Annotated in this window: 19 protein-coding genes, 1 rRNA gene and 1 riboswitch; all 20 genes read right to left on the bottom strand. The window is 51.1% G+C overall.

From position 1 onward, the window contains the following. Positions 1 to 8: 8 nt before the first annotated feature. Positions 9 to 2234 (bottom strand): DNA helicase PcrA, encoded by a 2226-nt coding sequence (pcrA, locus tag KNQ07_RS10645; RefSeq protein ID WP_131504456.1) that lies wholly within the window; start codon positions 2232 to 2234, stop codon positions 9 to 11. Between the two features lie 44 nt (positions 2235 to 2278). Continuing rightward, positions 2279 to 2962: a heptaprenylglyceryl phosphate synthase gene (gene pcrB, locus KNQ07_RS10640; protein WP_131504455.1), complete on the bottom strand. Its 684-nt coding sequence runs from the start codon at positions 2960 to 2962 to the stop codon at positions 2279 to 2281. An 84-nt stretch (positions 2963 to 3046) separates the two neighbouring features. Further along, entirely contained in the window at positions 3047 to 3271 is a 225-nt protein-coding gene (locus tag KNQ07_RS10635; protein ID WP_131504454.1) for a hypothetical protein, read from the bottom strand. Between the two features lie 12 nt (positions 3272 to 3283). After that, positions 3284 to 4663 (bottom strand): TrkH family potassium uptake protein, encoded by a 1380-nt coding sequence (locus KNQ07_RS10630; protein ID WP_214766563.1) that lies wholly within the window; start codon positions 4661 to 4663, stop codon positions 3284 to 3286. A 39-nt stretch (positions 4664 to 4702) separates the two neighbouring features. After that, a complete protein-coding gene (locus tag KNQ07_RS10625) occupies positions 4703 to 5017 on the bottom strand; it encodes a YerC/YecD family TrpR-related protein (RefSeq protein WP_012369366.1) in 315 nt (104 codons plus the stop codon). A 67-nt stretch (positions 5018 to 5084) separates the two neighbouring features. Continuing rightward, positions 5085 to 6824 (bottom strand): adenine deaminase C-terminal domain-containing protein, encoded by a 1740-nt coding sequence (locus KNQ07_RS10620; RefSeq protein ID WP_214766561.1) that lies wholly within the window; start codon positions 6822 to 6824, stop codon positions 5085 to 5087. A gap of 218 nt (positions 6825 to 7042) precedes the next feature. Then, on the bottom strand, positions 7043 to 8299 hold the full coding sequence (purD, locus tag KNQ07_RS10615; protein WP_214766559.1) for a phosphoribosylamine--glycine ligase: 1257 nt from the start codon (positions 8297 to 8299) through the stop codon (positions 7043 to 7045). 15 nt (positions 8300 to 8314) lie between these two features. Continuing rightward, complete coding sequence (gene purH, locus KNQ07_RS10610; RefSeq protein WP_214766557.1) at positions 8315 to 9835, bottom strand: bifunctional phosphoribosylaminoimidazolecarboxamide formyltransferase/IMP cyclohydrolase; 1521 nt, start codon at positions 9833 to 9835, stop codon at positions 8315 to 8317. Continuing rightward, a complete protein-coding gene (purN, locus tag KNQ07_RS10605) occupies positions 9832 to 10407 on the bottom strand; it encodes a phosphoribosylglycinamide formyltransferase (protein WP_012369362.1) in 576 nt (191 codons plus the stop codon). The genes purH and purN overlap by 4 nt, the downstream gene beginning before the upstream one ends. Then, positions 10404 to 11438, bottom strand: a complete 1035-nt coding sequence (gene purM, locus KNQ07_RS10600; protein WP_214766555.1) for a phosphoribosylformylglycinamidine cyclo-ligase — start codon at positions 11436 to 11438, stop codon at positions 10404 to 10406. The genes purN and purM overlap by 4 nt, the downstream gene beginning before the upstream one ends. Before the next feature lie 19 nt (positions 11439 to 11457). Continuing rightward, the gene (purF, locus tag KNQ07_RS10595; protein ID WP_214766553.1) at positions 11458 to 12867 is read right to left on the bottom strand and encodes an amidophosphoribosyltransferase; all 1410 of its coding nucleotides are present in this window, start codon (positions 12865 to 12867) and stop codon (positions 11458 to 11460) included. Then, on the bottom strand, positions 12843 to 15062 hold the full coding sequence (purL, locus tag KNQ07_RS10590; RefSeq protein WP_214766551.1) for a phosphoribosylformylglycinamidine synthase subunit PurL: 2220 nt from the start codon (positions 15060 to 15062) through the stop codon (positions 12843 to 12845). Before purL ends, purF begins: the two co-directional genes overlap by 25 nt. Next, positions 15043 to 15726 carry a phosphoribosylformylglycinamidine synthase subunit PurQ gene (purQ, locus tag KNQ07_RS10585; RefSeq protein ID WP_214766549.1) on the bottom strand — a complete coding sequence of 228 codons (684 nt, stop codon included), beginning with the start codon at positions 15724 to 15726 and terminating at the stop codon, positions 15043 to 15045. The genes purL and purQ overlap by 20 nt, the downstream gene beginning before the upstream one ends. Beyond that, positions 15723 to 15971: a phosphoribosylformylglycinamidine synthase subunit PurS gene (purS, locus tag KNQ07_RS10580; protein ID WP_214766547.1), complete on the bottom strand. Its 249-nt coding sequence runs from the start codon at positions 15969 to 15971 to the stop codon at positions 15723 to 15725. The genes purQ and purS overlap by 4 nt, the downstream gene beginning before the upstream one ends. Next, complete coding sequence (gene purC, locus KNQ07_RS10575) at positions 15968 to 16675, bottom strand: phosphoribosylaminoimidazolesuccinocarboxamide synthase (protein ID WP_214766545.1); 708 nt, start codon at positions 16673 to 16675, stop codon at positions 15968 to 15970. The genes purS and purC overlap by 4 nt, the downstream gene beginning before the upstream one ends. Positions 16676 to 16735: 60 nt before the next feature. Next, entirely contained in the window at positions 16736 to 18031 is a 1296-nt protein-coding gene (gene purB / locus KNQ07_RS10570; protein WP_026830835.1) for an adenylosuccinate lyase, read from the bottom strand. Continuing rightward, the gene (purK, locus tag KNQ07_RS10565; RefSeq protein ID WP_214766543.1) at positions 18028 to 19131 is read right to left on the bottom strand and encodes a 5-(carboxyamino)imidazole ribonucleotide synthase; all 1104 of its coding nucleotides are present in this window, start codon (positions 19129 to 19131) and stop codon (positions 18028 to 18030) included. Before purK ends, purB begins: the two co-directional genes overlap by 4 nt. Continuing rightward, positions 19128 to 19619, bottom strand: a complete 492-nt coding sequence (purE, locus tag KNQ07_RS10560) for a 5-(carboxyamino)imidazole ribonucleotide mutase (RefSeq protein WP_012369353.1) — start codon at positions 19617 to 19619, stop codon at positions 19128 to 19130. The genes purK and purE overlap by 4 nt, the downstream gene beginning before the upstream one ends. Before the next feature lie 89 nt (positions 19620 to 19708). Further along, positions 19709 to 19810, bottom strand: a riboswitch (purine riboswitch). A 223-nt stretch (positions 19811 to 20033) separates the two neighbouring features. After that, positions 20034 to 20240: an NETI motif-containing protein gene (locus KNQ07_RS10555; protein ID WP_214766541.1), complete on the bottom strand. Its 207-nt coding sequence runs from the start codon at positions 20238 to 20240 to the stop codon at positions 20034 to 20036. A 98-nt stretch (positions 20241 to 20338) separates the two neighbouring features. Beyond that, a 5S ribosomal RNA gene (gene rrf / locus KNQ07_RS10550) occupies positions 20339 to 20436 on the bottom strand; the annotation flags it as partial.

Below are 20436 nucleotides of genomic sequence, written 5' to 3'. Positions count from 1 at the left end.
GCCTCCACTCATACCTTTTTGATTGGTGCGAATTTCGCAAGCAACCGTTTGACACCGACTTCCGGGAAGGCGATATCGATTTCTAAGCTGTCCCCTGCTCCGCGTGTCTGAACGACGGTTCCGCGTCCCCATTTTCCATGTTCCGCTTTGTCACCGACGTTCCAGCCGAGTGATTCTGCGCCTGATGTCTTCATCGCTGTCGGTTTCGTGACCGATCGGCCGATGACGGCTTTTCCTTGCGGTACCGGTCGATCTTCCCATGGCAATGGCTTCGGTTTTTTACCGGTCCGTTCCAATACTTCCTCCGGTAATTCGGCAAGGAAACGGGATTCGAGATTGGCATTCGTCCGGCCATACAGTGAACGCATCCGCGCGTGGGACAAGTACAATCGTTTTTCAGCCCGCGTAATTCCGACATAGGCGAGACGACGTTCTTCTTCCATTTCGTCTTCATCCTGCAGGGAGCGGCTGTGCGGGAACAATCCTTCTTCCATCCCGATCAGGAAGACGATCGGGAACTCGAGTCCTTTTGCGGAGTGTAACGTCATCAAGGTGACCTGTTCCCCCGGATCACTCTCATCCAGTGAATCGACATCGGCGACCAGCGTCAAATCCGTTAAGAACGCGATGATCGTTTGGTCTTCCGGATCGGCTTTTTCGGTCTCTTTTTCAAAGTTTTGTGCGACTGTGATGAACTCGTTGATGTTCTCGAGACGACTTTGTGCTTCGAGTGTTTTGTCTTCTTTTAAGACTTGGCGGTATCCGGTTTTCTCAAGGACTTCTTCCACCAGTTCGGACAGGCTGATGAATTCCTGCATTTGCTGTAAGCCAAGAATCATTGTCCGGAAATCCGTCAGTTTCGCTGCCGTTTTCGGGGCAATGCTCGACAATTCGATGTCGCGGATCGCTTCCATCAAGGACACGCCTTGCAGGTCGGCAAAATCACGCAGTTTATCAATCGTCGTCGCTCCGATACCGCGTTTCGGTTCATTGACAATCCGGGCAAACGATAAGTCTTCGTTCGGATTTGAAATCAGGCGCAGGTACGCCAGGACATCCTTGATTTCTTTACGGTCATAGAACTTCGTGCCGCCGATCATCTTGTACGGGACATTGGATTTCAGCAACGTTTCCTCAATCGCCCGCGATTGGGCATTCGTCCGGTACAGAATTGCGACATCGTTTAGTTTCATGCCGTAACGCAATGCATTCCGGATTTCCTGGACGATATAAAACGCTTCTTCCCGCTCATTTTCCGCTGTATGGACAATCAGTTTTTCGCCTTCTGCGTTTTCCGTCCACAGTTTCTTATCTTTCCGGGTACTGTTGTTTTGAATGACATGGTTCGCTGCATCCAAAATTCGTTTCGACGAACGGTAGTTTTGTTCGAGCAGGATGACTTTCGCTGTCGGATAATCTTCCTCAAACGACAGGATGTTTGCGATATCGGCTCCGCGCCAGCGGTAAATCGACTGATCCGAGTCCCCGACGACACATAAGTTCTGGTGGGCTGCTGCCAGGAGATTGACGAGATCATACTGGGCTTTGTTCGTATCTTGATACTCATCGACATGGATGTATTGGAACTTTCGTTGATAAAACGACAGGACGTCCGGATTTTGTTTAAACAGTTCTGTCGTCTTCCCGATCAAGTCATCAAAATCAAGGGCGTTGTTGCGACGCAGGACCGCTTCGTATCCTTTATAAATCTCAGCAACCGTTTTTTCATACGGATTCGTGACGATGGACGCGTAGAACTCGGCACTGCGCAGTTCATTTTTTTGACTCGAGATGATCGACAGCATCGACCGGGGATCCCACTTCTTCGGATCGAGGTTTTGTTCTTTTAAGACGAGCTTCAGTGCTGACTGTTGATCGCTCGAATCAAGAATCGTGAAGTTCCGGTTATAGCCGATTTTTTCGATGTCACGCCGTAACATCCGGACACACATCGAGTGGAAGGTCGAGACCCAGATGTCATTCGCGACACCGCCGACCAACCGTGAAATCCGGTCACGCATCTCACGTGCCGCTTTATTCGTAAACGTAATCGCCAGGATATTCCACGGAGCGACCTGTTTTGCTGCCATCAAATAGGCAACGCGGTGTGTCAGGACACGGGTTTTCCCGGAGCCTGCTCCCGCCATGATCAAGAGCGGTCCATCGGTGTGTTTGACTGCCTTTGCTTGTTCCGGGTTCAATCCGCTGACAAGCTGTTCACTTAAATTAAACATCTAAATAGCCTCATTTCTATATTCCGAACTTTTGTTCTTATATTTTATCGTGTTGCTGCGACAGTCGCAAGTGCCGCTTCTAAATTGTCATAGATGATGTTGCCGACGACGATCGTATCGGCATGTGTCAACATCTCCTGTGCCCGTTCGATGGAATCAATACCACCGCCGTAGAACAAACGGCCTTGCTTCAAGACCCGTTTGACGGAGGCGACGAGTGACGGATCACCATACATACCGCTGTACTCGAGATAAATGATCGGCATCCGAAAGACACTGTCCGCCAGTTGCGCGTAAGCGACCACTTGATCATCATTAAGAGGTTTTGCTTGTGTGACACGGGCGACCTTGGCGTCAGCGTTCAGGACGATATACCCTTCCCCGACCAGATCTTGATGCGCGAGCATATGTCCGACTTCTTCCAGCGCTTCGACTTGCTTGTCAATCACGTGCTCAAGCGTTCCGCTGTTGAGGACACTCGGCGTCAAATATGCATCAAATCCCATCGTCGCGGCCTCAAGCTCCGATACTTCCAGTGCCACAGCGACCGGATACCGCCGCAAGCGCATCAGTAAATCCAGTGTCGCATCGAGGGTGATATCATCGGTCCCTCCGACGATGATGGCATCCGTTCCCGAAGTCGCAATCGCTTGAAGAGCAGCCTCTTCAATCTCTTTTGCCGGATCGAGTTTAAAGACATGACGCCATTCGTTATAGGGTAACAACATGTTCGTTCCATCCTCTCTTCTCATTCTCTGTACCCAGTATAAAACAAAATCCCATCTCGCGCAGAGCGGGATGGGAGAAGCCATTCAAGTCCGGACCTGGCGTTTCGTTAACAACGCGGCAAGCCCCAGTGCAAAAAAGGCATAAAGGACGGCAAACGCCCACGGTTCTGCCAGGAAAAAACCCAGGACCGGGATATCCAGTAACGGGGAATCCGGCGAACAGAGCGCCCGTCCGTTGACGAGTGCTAAAAACGGTAAAGCCGGCACCATAAAGATATAACCAAAGTTGATCCAAAATGTCCGATTCACGTCACAACCTCCTTAACCGATGATGACTGATTCTTTCGGATAATTGTAATTCCGTTTTGGTTGATTCGCCTTCAGCAACAGGACAAACGAAATAACACCAATCCGTCCGATGAACATCAGGACGGATAAGGTCCATTTGCCGACATCGGATAACTCATTTGTAATTCCAAGCGACAATCCGGTAGTTCCGAACGCGGAACAGGCTTCAAAAAACAGCACGAGGAACGGGGCATCTTCAAAGATCAGCAGGACAATCAGTCCAATCATCGTTACACCGGTCGAAACGACGATGACGACAAAGGCTTTCCAAATGTCCGACTGTCCGATCTCGCGTCCAAAAATCTTGATGCCGTATTCGCCGCGAATAAAGGCGATGACACTGAGGACGGCGACGGCAAATGTCGTCGTCCGAATCCCTCCCCCAACGGAGGACGGCGACGCTCCGATGAACATCAGAATTGACAAGACAAAAATCGAGGCTTGCGAGAACGACGTAATATCGACCGTCGTCAGTCCGCCGTTTCGGGTCGTCACCGATTGGAACAAGGCATCGACCATTTTTTCATTGACCGGCAATCCTTTAAACGATTGATTCCACTCAAACAGCAGCAGACTGACCGTTCCGAATAAAACCAGGATGAAGAACGTCGATGCGGTTAATTTCGTGAATAATGAAAAGTGATACGGTTGACGGGTCGCTTGACGGGTCGCCCGGTACGAGATGTACCGACGGACTTCAACGAGGACCGGGAAACCGATCGCACCAAGCGTCAACAGTAAAATCTGCATAAAGACGACAAATAAATCTCCCCGAAACGGCAGGAGGGATTCTCCGGTAATGTCGAACCCGGCATTGGTCGTCGCGCTGACAGAACCAAACAATCCTTGCAGCATCGCTTCGCCGAGGGTCGGAAAATACTTCGTATAATACAAACCTAAAATAAGAGCACCAATGATTTCGATCGACACGATAATGATGATGACTTCCCGAATGTATTTAACGACCCCTTGCATCGTCGTCTGGTTTTGGTCACGGACGACAAGTTGCCGCTCCCGAAAGCCGATCCGCTTGCCAAGGATGACCCACATCGCAATATGCAGGGACATCAAACCGATTCCGCTGACCTGGACCAAAATCATGATCATAAAGTACCCAAACGTCGTAAATGTGTCCGAGACGGAGACGGTCGTCAATCCGGTCACGCTGACACAGCTGACGGCCATGAATACGAGATCCGTGAAATCCCAGTCGTAATTGCCTTTTGTCGACCAGGGTAACCCAAGTAAAATGACACCAATGATGACGGCAACAAAATAAATGATGACGAGTGACTGGATCGGCGTCAGTTTTCGAATGAAGTGTTGCAGTTTTTGTTGATACGCTAAATCCATCCGGCTTCGTCCTCCTTCACAGAAATAGCGGATAACCAATTAGTTATCCGCTACTTCCTCCTCTACGAGACCTAATCGTGCGAGCGCCAAGTCGTAGCCGCCGGAACCGTAGTTCAGGCACCGTTTCACACGCGAAATCGTGGCTGTCGAAGCACCTGTCGCCTTTTCGATTTTATGATACGTATTGCCTTCCCGTAACTGACGGGCGACTTCGAGACGTTGTGCCAAGGCCTGAATTTCATTGACCGTCGCCAAGTCTTCAAACAGGGTATAACAATCTTCTAATGAATCCATCTTCATGATGGCTGTAAATAATTGATCGAGTTCTTTTCCACGCAATTTATCGAGTTGCATCGTCTAACTCCCTTTCCCATTTGTTACTCTTTAACAGTTTAAAGTGCGACGTTTTAAATTTCAAGCGTCATCGCAAAATTGCCGGGAAAAGTACTTTTTTCCGTAAGACTTCGTAAATTCCTTGCGGCGTAATCCGGACATACGGCAAATGGGTCGACGCCAGGAACAAAAGCGTATAAATCGGATCTTCAAACTGATAGCCACGGGCGAACAGTGCTTCACGGAGCGCCGTTTCCTGAACGATCAAATCTTCAAGCGGTAAATCGGACGTCTGCCCCATCAAGGTCAAAGGAACTTCTGCCACCACTTCGCCGTCTTCGACGAGAACCACCCCGCCGCCGAATGCTTTCATCCGATCAAAGGCAATCTGCATATCCCGTTTCGATTTTCCGATCAGCAGGATATCGCCGCTGATCGAATACGAACTGACGAGCCCGCCGACATGGGTCGCAAAATTTTTCAGCACGGTATTCAGACGCCATTTTCCTTCCCGGTCAACGAGCATCAAAAATGACTCATTGCATCCGGCAGGCAGCACCTGCATGCTGGTATCGTGTTCGACCTGATAGAGCTTCATGATGACCGAATTGACCATTTCAAGGCCAACCGGCATGCTGAACGAAAAGTCCTGTTCCGTCAACTCAAGACCGACTTGTGAAGCCGGCATCAAATCGATCGCCCGGTCGAGCGCTTCGACCGGATAACACGGGATATCGTTTTTGCGGACCCAGGTCCCGCGGGCGACGACGTCAACCGGTGTCGGCTTGTCTTTTGCTTCGAGGATGTTTAAATGGGCAATCCGTCCCGGAGCGATACTGCCAAGCAGATGATCGAGGTTAAAGTGACGCGCTGCGTTGTACGACGCAATCCGGTACGCTTCTTCCGGCGCAATCCCGGCGGCAAGCATCAGACGGATTGTCTCATCCATCAGACCGGCTTTATAAAAGGATGGTGTCGAGCCATCTGTCGTCACCAGTACCTTCTCGTAATTTTGTAATCCCGCTTCAACGAGACCGGCAAAGATATCCGGTAAATCCGGACGGATCGAGGAATAGCGGATCGTTGTCGTGTAGCCGAGTTCGAGACGCATCAGCGCTTCTTCGACCGTCATCGCTTCATGGTCACTCGTGACACCGAACAACGCCATTTTCGTTAACGTCTTTGCAGAAGCCCCCGGGAAATGTCCTTCAATCGGTTTACCGAGCTTCATCGCGTCCTGCATCCATTGCAATAGCTCATCATCACCTTGCGACAGTCGCGGCCAGCCCGTTAATTCACCGGCTTGGATGACTTGTGGATGTTTCAGCCACGCTTGAATTCGTCGGTTATCAATCGTGATGCTGTCGGCATCCAGTTCTGTTTGAGCATCCAGTCGCGCCCACCAGTACATCGATGTTGGAAGGTCTGCCAGTGCGTCGACCTGCGCAAACGCTTGCTCCGTCGGCTCTAATAAAAGCAGCATATTATCGTTGACGAGTGTCGTCGTTCCGCGCTCTGCCGCAAATTTTGCAAGTGTCGCCGGATTATACAATTGGAACGGATGGGCATGCGGTTCGATGTAGCCGGGGACGATAAATTTTCCCGTCGCATCGTAGACTTCATCCGCCGTTTCCGGCATGTCCGGTCCGACGTAGATAATCCGGTCGCCGCTGATCCAGATGTTGGCTGTCCGCCATGTTTTGAGTCCTTGATTTAAGTACGTCGCATTTTCAATCACGAGTGTAGGTGCAAGCTTTCCGTTGATGACCGCTTGATGCGCGCGGACTTCTGTTTTCGTCCATGGGGACCGTCCACAATTTTTTTTCATGAAAGCTCGACCTCCTTTATATTTGAAAACGCTTTCTTATAGTTCTTATACTAAAATGTTACCGGAAAAGTTTCAAGCTTATTCGTCGTCAATTCGAGTCATTTCGCCAAAATAACACAAAACTGCCACGGAAGACAAGTTACGTTTTGTCGTACCCGTCAAAAAAGCCGGTCCTCTCACACTGATGTGAGCAGAACCGGCTTATGGAAAGTAAGAAATTATATCGTGCGAAATGCTTTTTTGGCGATATCCGTCCGGTAAAAGAAGCCGGTCCGGTCAAATGAATCAAGTCCACTGTAAACGCTTGCTACGGCCTGCTTCATGTCGTTTGCCTTCGCCACACAGACGAGGACACGTCCCCCGGCCGAAAGTATCACATCATCATCCCCTGCGGCCGTGCCCGCGTGGAAGACAAGGAGATTTGACCCGATGGTATCTGTTGAAACAGGCTGACCCGTCACCGGTTGTTCCGGATAACCGTTCGCCGCAATGACGACACCGACGACCGCGTCATCCGACCAGACGACTTCCGGAACGTCACCCTGCATCAATGGCATGATGACGTCGAGCAACTCCGTCTCGAGCCGCGGTAAAATCACTTCCGTTTCCGGATCACCGAAACGGGCATTGAACTCAATGACGGATGGTCCGCGGCTCGTTAACATCAGACCCGCGTATAAGAAGCCGGTAAACGGAATCCCTTCGCTTGCCATCTGCTCGACAAGCGGACGGAGGACACGTTGCATCGCTTCTTCCGTCACGGCCTGTTCGTCAAATTGCGGCAAGGGACTGTATGCCCCCATCCCGCCTGTATTCGGACCGGTGTCTCCGTCGAAAGCCCGTTTATGATCTTGCGACAAGACCATCGGAAGGACGGTTTCTTCATGCACGAAAGCCATCAGCGAACATTCTTCACCGACGAGACATTCTTCAATCACGACACTGCTCTGCTGACCAAAGTCACCGCCAAAAATTTCGTCAATCGCTTGAACAGCCTGTTCAATCGTCGTCGCAACCGTGACACCTTTCCCGGCTGCCAGTCCGTCCGCTTTGACGACGATCGGCGCACCCTGGCGACGGATGTAAGCAATCGCTTCATCCGCTGATGTAAAGACGGCATGGTCCGCCGTCGGAATACCGGCCCGGTCCATCAAAGCTTTCGCAAATTTTTTACTGCCTTCAATCGCTGCTGCTTCGCGGGACGGTCCGAAAATCTGTAAGCCGGCTGCTTGAAACGCATTGACGATTCCGAGCACAAGCGGTCCTTCTGGTCCGACAATCGTCCAGTCGATCTGCTCATCCCGTGCGAACTGAACCAACTCTTCAATCGCGTCTTCCCGGATCGGCACACAGACCGCTTCCGTCATCCCGATATTACCGGGTGCTGCGTACACTGTCTCGATCCGGACATCCTGTGCTAATTTCCATACGAGCGCATGCTCGCGTCCACCTTTACCGACTACTAATACTTTCATTCGGCTCGCCTCCGCTTAGTGTTTAAAATGACGCACGTTCGTAAAGATCATCGTAATGCCATGTTTGTTGCAGGCATCAATCGATTCCTGGTCACGGATCGAACCGCCCGGTTGAATGATTGCTGTAATGCCTGCCGCAGCAGCTGCCTCAACCGTATCGCCCATCGGGAAGAACGCATCCGAGCCCATTGCGGCACCGACTGCTTTAGCACCGGCTTGGGTAATCGCGATATTGGCTGACCCGACACGGTTCATCTGCCCGGCACCGACGCCGACCGTCACTTCATCTTTCGCGATGACGATTGCATTCGATTTAACGTGTTTAACGGCACGCCAAGCGAGTTTTAAGTCTTCCCATTCACCTGCCGTCGGTTTCCGGTCTGTCACGACACGTGCTGACGCGTCATCGAGCGTCTCGTCGTCACTGTCTTGAACGAGCATCCCGCCGGCAACTGCCGTATACCGGATCGCTTGAACCCGTTTGACGTCCAGTTCCAGTAACCGGAGATTTTTCTTCGCCGACAGTAACGCAAATGCGTCTTCCGTAAAGGATGGAGCGATGATGATTTCGAGGAAGATTCCACTGAGTTGTTCTGCTGTCGCAAGATCGACTTCCCGGTTCAAGGCGACGATTCCGCCGAAAATCGAGACCGGATCCGCGGCATGGGCACGACGGAACGCTTCATCAATCGTCGGTCCGACCGCGACGCCGCACGGATTCATGTGTTTGACGACGACCGCTGCCGCTTCACGGAACTCATCGAGAATCTCAAGTGCCGCATTGGCATCCTGGATGTTGTTGTAAGACAATTCTTTGCCGTGGAGCTGCTTCGCGGACGCGAGTGAAGCCCCGCGGTAGATCGGTGTTTTGTAAAAGGCCGCTTCCTGGTGCGGGTTTTCTCCGTACCGTAAGTCCTGCACTTTTTCGAGCGTAATCGTCAATTGATCGGGGAACTTTTCACCCGTCTGCGTCAGGAAGTAATCGGCAATCAACGCATCATACGCCGCTGTGTGACGGAATGCTTTGGCTGCCAGCTTTTGACGGGTTTCGAATGTCGTTCCACCAAGATGAATTTCCTGGATGACCGCCTGATAATCTGTCGGATCGACGACAACCGTCACGGCGGCATGATTTTTGGCAGCCGAACGGATCATGCTCGGTCCACCGATATCGATGTTCTCGATCGCATCGGCATACGAGACATCTTCATTCATGACCGTTTCTTTAAACGGATAGAGGTTGACGACCACAAAATCAATCGGTTTGATCTGTTGTTCCGCCATCTGTTCGCGATGACTTTCAAGGTCTCGGCGTCCGAGCAGTCCACCATGGACCATCGGATGGAGGGTCTTGACCCGGCCGTCGAGCATCTCCGGGAATTGTGTGACTTCACTGATGCCAATGACCGGAAGTCCTGCTGCTTCAAGGGCTTGATGTGTTCCGCCTGTCGAAATCAATTCAATCCCGGCGTCATGCATCGCCTGTCCGAGTTCGATGATACCTGTTTTGTCTGATACGCTGATTAACGCTCTCATACGTTTGCCTCCTCTTTCATCCACTCTTCGATGACTTGCGGGTACAATCTATGCTCCACCTGCTGAATCGCTTGTTGGAGCGTTTCCCGTGTCATATCCTCTGTAATCCGAACCGCTTCTTGGGCGATGATTGGTCCTGTATCCATGCCTTCATCGACTATATGAATTGTAACACCTGTGATTTTGACTCCGCCACGAAATGCTTGCCCGATCGCATCTTTTCCCGGAAATGCCGGGAGCAACGACGGGTGGATGTTGACGATCCGTCCAGCATAATGCGACAGCAGGACGTCTCCGATCAAGCGCATATATCCGGCTAGGATAATCCGTTCCACGCCCCGCCGCTCCAGTTCCGCAACGATTTCCCGTTCAAACGACGGTTTATCCGGGTAGTCTTTGGCTGTGAAGACGAAGATATCACAGCCGCGGGCCTGAGCCCGTTCAATCACTTTTGCTTGTTTTTGATCACAGACGACGAGTTCAATCGTAGCCTGCAGACGTCCTGTTTCAACTGCTTCGAATAAAGCTTCGACATTACTGCCACTTCCCGAGGCAAAACAGGCAATCTTCATTGGTCGACTCCAAGAATCCGGACACCCGGTTCACTCGTCACGGTCCCAATCGTATAGACGGTCTCGTTTTCACGAGCAAGTCGTGCCGAGACTGCTGTGACATCTTCCGGTTTGACGATCATCATGTAGCCGATCCCCATGTTGAAGACATTGTACATATCGTGACGCGGAACGTTTCCAGCCTGTTCGAGCCAGTCGAAGACCGGTAAAGTCGGCCATTTTTTCGGATCAAACGTCGCCCCGCAACCTTCCGGAAGCACACGCGGGACGTTTTCGTAAAAACCACCGCCCGTAATGTGGACCATCGCCTGAATTTTTTCTGTCTCAAGCGCGGCTTTGACCGCTTCGACGTAAATCCGTGTCGGCATCAGCAACGTATTGCCGATCGTACTGCCAAACATCATCAACTCATCTTCGTATCGCAGACCACTTTCGGCGACGATCTTCCGGACAAGTGAAAAGCCGTTCGAATGGACACCGGATGAAGCGAGACCGAGAATGACATCTCCCGGTTGAACGTGTTCTCCTGTGATCAATTTTTGTTTTTCGACGGCACCGACGGCAAAGCCGGCAATGTCATACTCACCGTCTGCATACATCCCCGGCATCTCGGCCGTTTCCCCGCCGATCAGGGTACAACCGGATTGGACACAGCCTTCCGCAACACCGGCGACAATCCGCTCGATTTTTGCCGGAATCGCTTTTCCGAGGGCGATGTAATCGAGGAAATAGAGCGGCTCCGCCCCTTGGACGATGATGTCATTGACACACATCGCGACACAATCGATTCCGATCGTATCGTGCTGGTCGAGGGCGAAGGCAAGCTTCAGCTTCGTGCCGACGCCATCCGTCCCGCTGACGAGAACCGGTTCTTTTAGATTTAATTGGCTGAGGTCGAACATTGCACCGAAACTGCCAAGTCCCGTCATGACTTCTTTGCGCATCGAGCGGGCCACGTGTTTTTTCATGCGGGAAACGGATTCGTATCCTGCTGTCAGGCTGACACCTGCTGCTTCGTATTGTTTACTCATGCTTTGTTCCCCCGTCTGTTCAAAGTTTGGCTTCTAGTTCTAATGCACCGATTGGTGTTGGATATTCGCCTGTGAAACAAGCCGTACACTGACCTTTTAATGGTCCGTCAAACGGGCGGTCGATTGCATTGACCATTCCATTGACCGTCAGAAACTCAAGTGAATCCGCTCCGATTTCCTGGCAGATTTCACTTGGTGTCAACCGGGCGGAAATCAATTCATCTTTTGAAGACGTATCGATCCCGTAATAACATGGATTCGTAATCGGCGGTGCCGTGATGCGGACATGAACTTCCGTTGCCCCGGCTTCCCGTAACAGTCCGACAATGCGGCGACTCGTCGTCCCGCGAACGATGGAATCATCAACCATGATGACCCGTTTGCCGTTGACGACACCTCGTAGCGCCGATAACTTCATTTTGACGCCGCGTTCGCGCAGTTCCTGTGACGGTTGGATAAACGTCCGACCGACGTAACGGTTTTTAATCAATCCCATTTCATATGGAATGCCGCTTGCTTCCGCGTAACCGATCGCTGCCGAGATGCTTGAATCCGGCACACCGGTAACGACATCGGCCTCGACCGGTGCTTCTTCGAACATCTTTTTACCAAGTGCTTTTCGTGCTGTATGAACATTGACCCCATCGATCATCGAATCGGGACGGGAAAAGTAGATGTATTCCATCGAACACATTGCCCGTTCATGCGGTTCCATATACTGGCTTGATGACATACCGGACGTCGTAATCGTCACGAGCTCCCCCGGCTCGATATCACGGATGAACTCGGCACCGACGATGTCAAAGGCACATGTCTCGGATGAAAAGACGATGCCGCCGTCCGGTGTTTTACCGAGCGACAACGGCCGCAGACCGTGTGGGTCAACGGCAACGTACAACGTATCTTCCGTTAAGAACAAGAAGGCGAATGCACCGACGAGCCGGGCCAGACTATCGGCAATCCGGTCTTCAAGCGTCGGTAACTTACTCCGTTTGACGAGGTGGGCAACGACTTCCGTATCACTCGTCGTTTGGAAAATCGCCCCTTCCGCTTCAAGTAAGTGTTTTAACGAATCGGCATTGACGAGATTTCCGTTGTGCGCCAGCGCCAAGTCGCCCGTTCGTGATTTAAAATGGAGCGGTTGTGTATTCTCGAGCGTATTTCCCCCGGCTGTCGAATAACGGACATGTCCAATGGCATGGTGCCCCGATAAGGAATCAAGCGTCTCCTGCGAAAAAACTTCCGTGACGAGCCCTTGTCCCCGGTGCGGCAGAAGCAGTTTCCCGTCACTCGCGACGATTCCTGCTCCTTCCTGTCCCCGGTGTTGGAGGCTGTGGAGTCCGTAGTACGCAAGCTGCGCCGCTTCCGGTTGTCCGAAAATCCCGAACACCCCACACTCTTCGTTTAATCCTTTGATGTCATATAACACGCGATCGCCCCTTCCCAGTCGGCTTGCAGTGTTGAACGTGTCGCTTCGATGAATGTATCGTTTGTCTTGATTTGCAAAGCATCTTGATCGGTAACATACCCTAATTTATGCGCGCCTGTCTGTTTGACGAAGGCGGCTTCCTGTTCCGGTTTCACCGTCACGACGAACCGTGATTGCGATTCACTGAACAGGTGCAGAGCCGGACCGTCAAATGTCACGTCCAGACCAAGCGTCGTTCCGAATGTCATTTCGGCTAAAGCAACGGCGAGACCGCCTTCCGCCACGTCATGGATTGCTGTGACTTGTCCCGTTTGTACCGCTTCCTGCAAGGCCAGCAACCGTTCTTGTTCGACGGCTAGGTCAATGTGCGGTACTTTTCCGAATGATTTTTCGAATTGCAGATATTGCAGTTCACTGCCGCCGAATTCAGCTTTCGTTTCTCCGAGCAGGTAAACCGCGTCGCCTGCTTGCTTGACGTGTTGTGTCGTAATCCACTCCGTTTGTTCGTGGAGACCGACCATCCCGACGACCGGTGTCGGATGAACTGCTTTTCCGGCAGATTCGTTGTATAAGGAAACATTTCCGCCGATGACCGGTGTCTCAAGGACCCGGCACGCCTCAGCCATTCCGGCCGTCGCTTGCTGCAGTTGCCAGAAGCCTTCCGGTTTATCCGGATTCCCGAAGTTCAGACAATCGGTAATGGCCAGTGGTGTCGCACCGCTCGCAACGATGTTGCGGGCTGCTTCGGCGACGGCAATCTGTCCGCCGACAAACGGATCGAGGTAAACGAACCGGCTGTTGCAGTCCGTCGTCATCGCGAGTGCTTTGTTCGTTCCGCGAACCCGGATGACGGCGGCATCAGAACCCGGTGCGACGACAGTCGACGTCTGGACCATATGATCGTATTGATCGTAGACCCAACGTTTGGAAGCAATCGTCGGTTGTTTGAGCAAGGCACGCCATGTCTCGACCACATCGTCAACGACTGGTAACGTTTCATCCATTGCCTGAAATTCTTCATAATAAGCCGGAACGCGTGACGGTTTGTTATAAACCGGTGCTTCTTCCGCGAGCGCATCAACCGGTACTTCGGCGACGATTTTGCCGTGATGGACGAGACGCAATACTTTCTCGTCGATGACTTCTCCGACGTGCACCGCATGCAGTCCCCATTTACTGACGATTGCTTCGATTTCCGACTCGCGTCCGCGTTCGACGACGAGCAACATCCGCTCTTGTGATTCCGATAACATCATTTCGTAAGCCGTCATGTCGGTTTCCCGTTGCGGGACGTCGTCGAGATGCATCTCGATGCCCATACCGGCTTTTGAAGCCATCTCAGCCGACGATGATGTCAGTCCGGCAGCTCCCATATCCTGCATGCCGACGAGCGCCGGATGACCGACGATTTCGAGACATGCTTCGATTAACAGCTTCTCCATGAACGGATCACCGACTTGAACAGCCGGACGTTTTGCTTCCGTATCCTCCCCAAGATCTTCTGAAGCAAAGGTCGCTCCGTGAATCCCGTCGCGTCCGGTTGCGGCTCCGACGTACATGACCGAGTTGCCGGCTCCTTTGGCAAGACCTTTCTGAATGTCTTCGTGGTTGATTAAACCGATACACATCGCATTGACAAGCGGGTTGCCCTCATACGAATGATCAAAGCCGACTTCTCCCCCGATCGTCGGAATGCCGACACAGTTCCCGTATCCGGCAATTCCAGCGACCACTTGTTCAAACAGTTGATTGACACGCGGTGTACCGAGGTGACCGAACCGAAGCGAGTTCATCAAGGCGACCGGACGGGCTCCCATCGAAAAGATATCGCGGATAATCCCACCGACACCAGTCGCTGCCCCTTGATACGGTTCGACGGCTGACGGGTGGTTGTGACTCTCGATTTTAAAGACGACGGCTTGATTGTCCCCGATGTCGACGACACCTGCTCCTTCGCCGGGACCCTGCAGGACGCGTAGACCTGTCGTCGGAAACTGGCGTAAGACCGGCTTCGATGTCTTGTACGAACAATGCTCCGACCACATGACGGAAAACAATCCGATTTCTGTATAGTTCGGTTGACGCCCGAGTAACTTGACGACCATGTCGTATTCTGCGTCGCTCAGTCCCATCGTTGCGTAGATCCGTTGTTCCTGAATTTGCTCCATCGTTGGTTCAGACTGTTGTTTTAGCATGGTGTGCCCCCTGTTTGACGAGTGAAGTGAATAACTTAAGTCCATCGGTTCCGCCGGTCAGCAGTTCGACTGCCCGTTCCGGGTGTGGCATCATACCGAGTACGTTCCCGGCTTTGTTCGTGATACCGGCAATGTCGCCGCGTGATCCGTTCGGGTTATCCGTATACGTAAAGGCAATTTGCCGGTTCGTCTGTAACATCGCATACGTCGCATCGTCACAGTAATAGTTGCCTTCTCCGTGTGCGATTGGAATCGTAATCGTTTCTTGTGCCGCATAGTCCGATGTAAAGCGTGTCTCATTGTTTTCAACCTTCAGTTCAACCGTCCGGCACATGAACTTTAGTCCCGTATTACGGTGTAAGACACCTGGGAGAAGTCCGGCTTCAACAAGGATCTGGAAGCCGTTGCAGACGCCGAGAACCGTTTTGCCTTCTGCTGCAAAGCGTTTGACTTCCTCCATGATCGGTGAGAATTGAGCGATCGCTCCGCACCGGAGATAGTCGCCGTAAGAAAAACCGCCCGGCAACAAGACGCCGTCATATCCTTCAAGTGACGTTTCCGTATGGAAGACATACTCTGCTTCTTCACCGAGTGCGTCTTTCACAGCATGGTACATATCTAGATCACAGTTCGATCCTGGAAACACGATGACGGCAAACTTCATACGGTCGTCACCTCTTCTACATCAAAACGGTAGTCTTCCATGACAGTGTTGACGAGCAGTTTCTGACACATCTCATGAATCATCGTGTCCGTTGTCTCATCTGAAACAAGCAATTCAATTCGTTTACCGATCCGGACTTCCTCGACACCTTCAAAACCAAGCTGTTGTAATCCACCTTTGACCGCAACCCCTTGTGGATCTAAAATGCTTTCCCGTAATGCGACCGCTACTGTAACCTTTTTCATTGTCCGTTTCCCCCTAGGCGATTGAATAGTGTTTGGTACGTGTCGATGAGTGATCCGATATTACGGCGAAAGACATCTTTATCGAGGTGTTCGCCTGTTTCTTTATCCCATAACCGGCATGTATCCGGTGAGATTTCGTCTGCGAGTAAAATTTCTCCTGCCGGTGTTTTACCGTATTCAAGTTTAAAATCAATCAGGGTGATTCCTTTTTCATCAAAGTAAGGCCGTAAGACATCATTGACGCGATGCGCTTCCTGTTCGAGCAAGGAAAGCTCCTCCGTCGTCGCAATCTTCAGTAAATTGATGTGTGCCGGTGTGACAAGCGGATCGCCTAGGCTGTCATCCTTATAATAAAACTCGACGATCGGTGTTTCGAGGACCGTTCCTTCTTCGATACCGAGCCGTTTACTCAGGCTGCCGGCGACGACGTTTCGAACGACGACTTCGAGTGGAATGATGGTGACACGACGTACGAGCTGTTCGCGCTCCGATGTCCGTTCAATGAAGTGTGTCGGAATTCCTGCCGCTGCGAGGACCTCAAAAAAGTGGCTCGTTAAGCGGTTGTTCAGTTCTCCCTTACCGGCAAACTCTGCCTTCTTCTCTCCATTAAATGCCGTAGCTTCGTCTTTGTAGACGATGCGGAGCACATCCTGATCCTGCGTCGTGTATAATCGTTTTGCTTTTCCTTCATAAAGTGGTTGCATCGATTTCGTCCCCCATGATCCTAAGATGTAGACGGGAGTCAGACTCCCGTCTCAGGTTGATTAGTTCAAGCCACACCGTTCAAAGATTTCATCGACCCGGCTCGTATGATACGTCGGATCAAAACAAGCATCGAGTTCTTCTTCTGTAAAGAGTTGTTGAATATCCGCTTCCTGCCATAAGACATCGCGGAACATGATTTGTTCTTCCCATGCCTGCATCGCCCGCGGTTGGACGAAGTCGTATGCCGCTTCACGTGACCAGCCTTTTTCGATCAAGGCGAGTAAGACGTGACCGGAGAAGATGACCCCAAACGTCCGGTCCATGTTGCGTTTCATGTTTTCCGGGAACACCGTCAGATTTTTAATGATGTTACCGAACCGGTTCAGCATATAGTTGAGTAATCCCGTCGCATCCGGTAAAATGATTCGTTCCGCAGACGAGTGGGAGATATCGCGTTCATGCCACAGCGAGACGTTTTCGTACGCTGTCACCATATGGCCGCGGATGACCCGGGCAAGACCGGTCATGTTCTCCGAACCGATCGGATTCCGTTTATGCGGCATCGCCGATGATCCTTTTTGACCTTTAGCGAAGAATTCTTCGACTTCACGGGTCTCCGTTTTTTGCAGACCGCGGATTTCCGTCGCCATCTTCTCAATCGATGTCGCGATTAAGGCAATCGTCGACATGTAGTGGGCATGACGATCACGTTGAAGCGTTTGTGTCGAGACCGGTGCCGGTTTCGTCCCAAGCTTCTCGCAGACATATTTTTCGATGAACGGGTCGATGTTCGCAAACGTTCCGACCGCTCCCGACATCTTGCCGTATTCGACTGTTTCCCGTGCTGCCTCGAACCGGACTTTATTGCGTTTCATTTCTTCGTACCAAAGGGCCAGCTTCAGACCAAACGTCGTCGGCTCGGCGTGTACGCCGTGTGTACGTCCCATCATGACCGTATATTTATGTTCGTTGGCTTTGACTTTTAAAATCTCGATGAAACGATCGAGATCGGCCGCCAAGATATCATTGGCTTGTTTCAGCAAGTACGATAATGCCGTATCGACGACATCCGTTGACGTCAGCCCGTAATGGACCCATTTACGTTCTTCGCCAAGCGTCTCGGAAACAGCACGTGTGAAGGCGATGACATCGTGGCGTGTCTCCTGTTCGATCTCATTGATGCGGTTGACATCAAAGGAAGCATTTTCCCACAGTAACTGGACGTCTTCTTTTGGAATCACACCGAGTTCACTCCAGGCTTCACATGCTAAAATCTCAACTTTCAACCAGGCTTCGAATTTATTCTGTTCTGTCCAGATCGCTTTCATCTCAGGACGTGTATAACGTTCAATCATTTAACCGTCTCCTTCCATATCTGCAGGCGCTCAACTTCGGCTAACGCTTCTTCGACCGAATCAGCCAAGATGTTCAGATGCCCCATCTTCCGCCCCTGTTTTGCGTCCTGTTTTCCGTATAAATGGACTTTCGTCCGCGAGGATAACATCGGTAATGCCTCGTCTAATGCCGTGATATGCTGACCTAGGATGTTCGCCATGACGACCGGTGTCGTCAAGCGGGTTTCGCCAAGCGGCAGTCCGCAGATGGCGCGGATATGCTGTTCAAACTGTGACGTCTCGCACGCATCGATTGAATAATGACCCGAGTTATGCGGACGGGGTGCCAGTTCGTTGACGATCAGTTCGGAGCCGACGACGAACAGTTCGATTGCCAGTGTGCCAATCAAATCGACATCGTTTGCGAGACGTGTCGCCAGTTCAATCGCTTTTTGTTCCAAGTCGATTGGGATGCGGGCGGGAACGATTGACAGATGCAGAATGTTGTCTTGATGGATATTTTCACTGACCGGGAAGACCTTCGTTTCCCGTTCGCTTCGCGTGACGATGACGGAAATCTCCTGATCAAACGGTAACCATTTTTCAGCAACATATTCGGTTGCTTCAAAGGTCTTCATCGCTGTTTGTAAATCCAGCTCTGTCCGAATGACCGTCTGGCCTTTCCCGTCGTAACCAAAGCGGGCTGTTTTCAAGACGAATGGGAAACCTAACTGCCGTTTGGCTCCAAGGAGATCTTCACTTGTCTGAACTCCCTGATACGGTGCCACCTTGTAACCAAGCTGTTCAATCAGTTCTTTCTCCCGAATCCGGTGTTGGGTCCGAAACAAAAGCTCTGTCCCGTGAATCAGTTTATAACCGATTGCTTCCGCTACTTCGTGTGAGATATTCTCAAACTCATAGGTCACGACGTCTGATTCAGCAGCAAGTCGCTTTGCGGCCTCGACATCCGTGAACGGTGCTTGAATCTGTTGATCGGAAACTTGTGCACACGGTGCGTTTTCAGTTGGATCCAGTGTGATGAGCGAATAACCCATTTGGCGTGCAGATAAAGCCATCATCCGACCTAATTGACCTCCACCTAAGATACCAACCCGTTTCATGTCAGATACACCTCGGAAGCGATGACGTCTCCTTCCAGTTCGACACGCATATGATCAAGAGCTCGGGCAATCCGTTCGTCAACCGTTCCAAGAATCTGAGCAGCAAGTAAACCCGCATTTTTGGCTCCGGCGTCACCAATTGCAACTGTCGCGACTGGAACACCACCGGGCATTTGGACAATGGAGAGTAAGGAATCGATGCCTTGAAGTGCTTTGCTTTGAATCGGAACCCCGATTACGGGAAGTGTCGTCTTCGCAGCTACCATTCCCGGAAGGTGAGCGGCTCCGCCTGCACCGGCAATGATGACCTTGAGTCCCCGTTCCCGGGCAGACTCGGCATAACGGAACATCAAGTCAGGTGTCCGGTGTGCCGACACAACTTTCTTTTCATAACCAATGTCCAGCTGATCCAGTACATCACACGTTTTCTGCATGGTCACCCAATCTGATTGACTGCCCATGATGACCCCGATTTCCACCTTACTCATCTGCGTCTCCTCCTTTTTGCATAAAAAAAGCCCAAACCACGTCTAAAAGGGTGGCTTAGGGTATAAAAAGGTACGCCAAAGAATTATCGACGAACATCCATATACCCCATAGTCCAACGATTTAGGGTCGTCGGGTAGAAACTTGCAAGCCATATCCCTGCTATTATACGAGGTGTTATATTCAATCTTCCTATCACGCCTTCATCTTAACAAGACTCGAGTCGGTTCGTCAACCAAAGGCGAACAATTTAATTATCTGAAAATTTATCGTTCGCTTTTAAGCTTAAATTGTTCTGTTCATTTAGTTCAGTATTCGGAAATTTGAAAGCAGTCAACACTATTAATAAGAAAACGACAAAAAAATACGACCCTTTCGTTTATGAAAGAGTCGTATGTATAAGAAGTTATCACGATTCAGGCATTTTCAGCTTCGAGTTTCGGTTTACAGTCAAAGATGATTTGCTGACGGATGGGATACGGTTCATCATTCGCATCCAGTCCAAAAATCGGTTCTTCCCGCCGGACGGTCGGACGATAACCCATGGCATCGATCCGATCCAAACAATCACTGATCGTTTCATTTTCTTCTACGGCAACGCGCATTTTTTGTTTTTTTGCCATGAGTATCACATTCCTTCCTTATTATATATATGAAAAAACCAAAAAAAAGTCCATAAAAAAGCGGCGGCCCTTGAGCGTATGCTCCAGAACCACCGTTTGCCTGGCAACGTCCTATCCTCACAGGGGGAAGCCCCCAACTACTTTCGGCGTTCAAGTGCTTAACTTCCGTGTTCGGCATGGGAACGGGTGTGACCAC

It is taken from the genome of Exiguobacterium sp. s145, assembly GCF_018618835.1.
GTDB classification, from domain to species: Bacteria; Bacillota; Bacilli; order Exiguobacteriales; family Exiguobacteriaceae; genus Exiguobacterium_A; species Exiguobacterium_A artemiae.
This window is presented reverse-complemented; position numbering and strand designations above follow the sequence as displayed.

Excerpts from the sequence above, each read along its gene's own strand:
- pcrA (WP_131504456.1), bottom strand. The coding sequence starts at position 2,234 with ATGTTTAATTTAAGTGAACAGCTTGTCAGCGGATTGAACCCGGAACAA.
- pcrB (WP_131504455.1), bottom strand. The coding sequence starts at position 2,962 with ATGTTGTTACCCTATAACGAATGGCGTCATGTCTTTAAACTCGATCCG.
- KNQ07_RS10630 (WP_214766563.1), bottom strand. The coding sequence starts at position 4,663 with ATGGATTTAGCGTATCAACAAAAACTGCAACACTTCATTCGAAAACTG.
- KNQ07_RS10625 (WP_012369366.1), bottom strand. The coding sequence starts at position 5,017 with ATGCAACTCGATAAATTGCGTGGAAAAGAACTCGATCAATTATTTACA.
- KNQ07_RS10620 (WP_214766561.1), bottom strand. The coding sequence starts at position 6,824 with ATGAAAAAAAATTGTGGACGGTCCCCATGGACGAAAACAGAAGTCCGC.
- purD (WP_214766559.1), bottom strand. The coding sequence starts at position 8,299 with ATGAAAGTATTAGTAGTCGGTAAAGGTGGACGCGAGCATGCGCTCGTA.
- purH (WP_214766557.1), bottom strand. The coding sequence starts at position 9,835 with ATGAGAGCGTTAATCAGCGTATCAGACAAAACAGGTATCATCGAACTC.
- purN (WP_012369362.1), bottom strand. The coding sequence starts at position 10,407 with ATGAAGATTGCCTGTTTTGCCTCGGGAAGTGGCAGTAATGTCGAAGCT.
- purM (WP_214766555.1), bottom strand. The coding sequence starts at position 11,438 with ATGAGTAAACAATACGAAGCAGCAGGTGTCAGCCTGACAGCAGGATAC.
- purL (WP_214766551.1), bottom strand. The coding sequence starts at position 15,062 with ATGCTAAAACAACAGTCTGAACCAACGATGGAGCAAATTCAGGAACAA.
- purQ (WP_214766549.1), bottom strand. The coding sequence starts at position 15,726 with ATGAAGTTTGCCGTCATCGTGTTTCCAGGATCGAACTGTGATCTAGAT.
- purS (WP_214766547.1), bottom strand. The coding sequence starts at position 15,971 with ATGAAAAAGGTTACAGTAGCGGTCGCATTACGGGAAAGCATTTTAGAT.
- purC (WP_214766545.1), bottom strand. The coding sequence starts at position 16,675 with ATGCAACCACTTTATGAAGGAAAAGCAAAACGATTATACACGACGCAG.
- purB (WP_026830835.1), bottom strand. The coding sequence starts at position 18,031 with ATGATTGAACGTTATACACGTCCTGAGATGAAAGCGATCTGGACAGAA.
- purK (WP_214766543.1), bottom strand. The coding sequence starts at position 19,131 with ATGAAACGGGTTGGTATCTTAGGTGGAGGTCAATTAGGTCGGATGATG.
- purE (WP_012369353.1), bottom strand. The coding sequence starts at position 19,619 with ATGAGTAAGGTGGAAATCGGGGTCATCATGGGCAGTCAATCAGATTGG.
- KNQ07_RS10555 (WP_214766541.1), bottom strand. The coding sequence starts at position 20,240 with ATGGCAAAAAAACAAAAAATGCGCGTTGCCGTAGAAGAAAATGAAACG.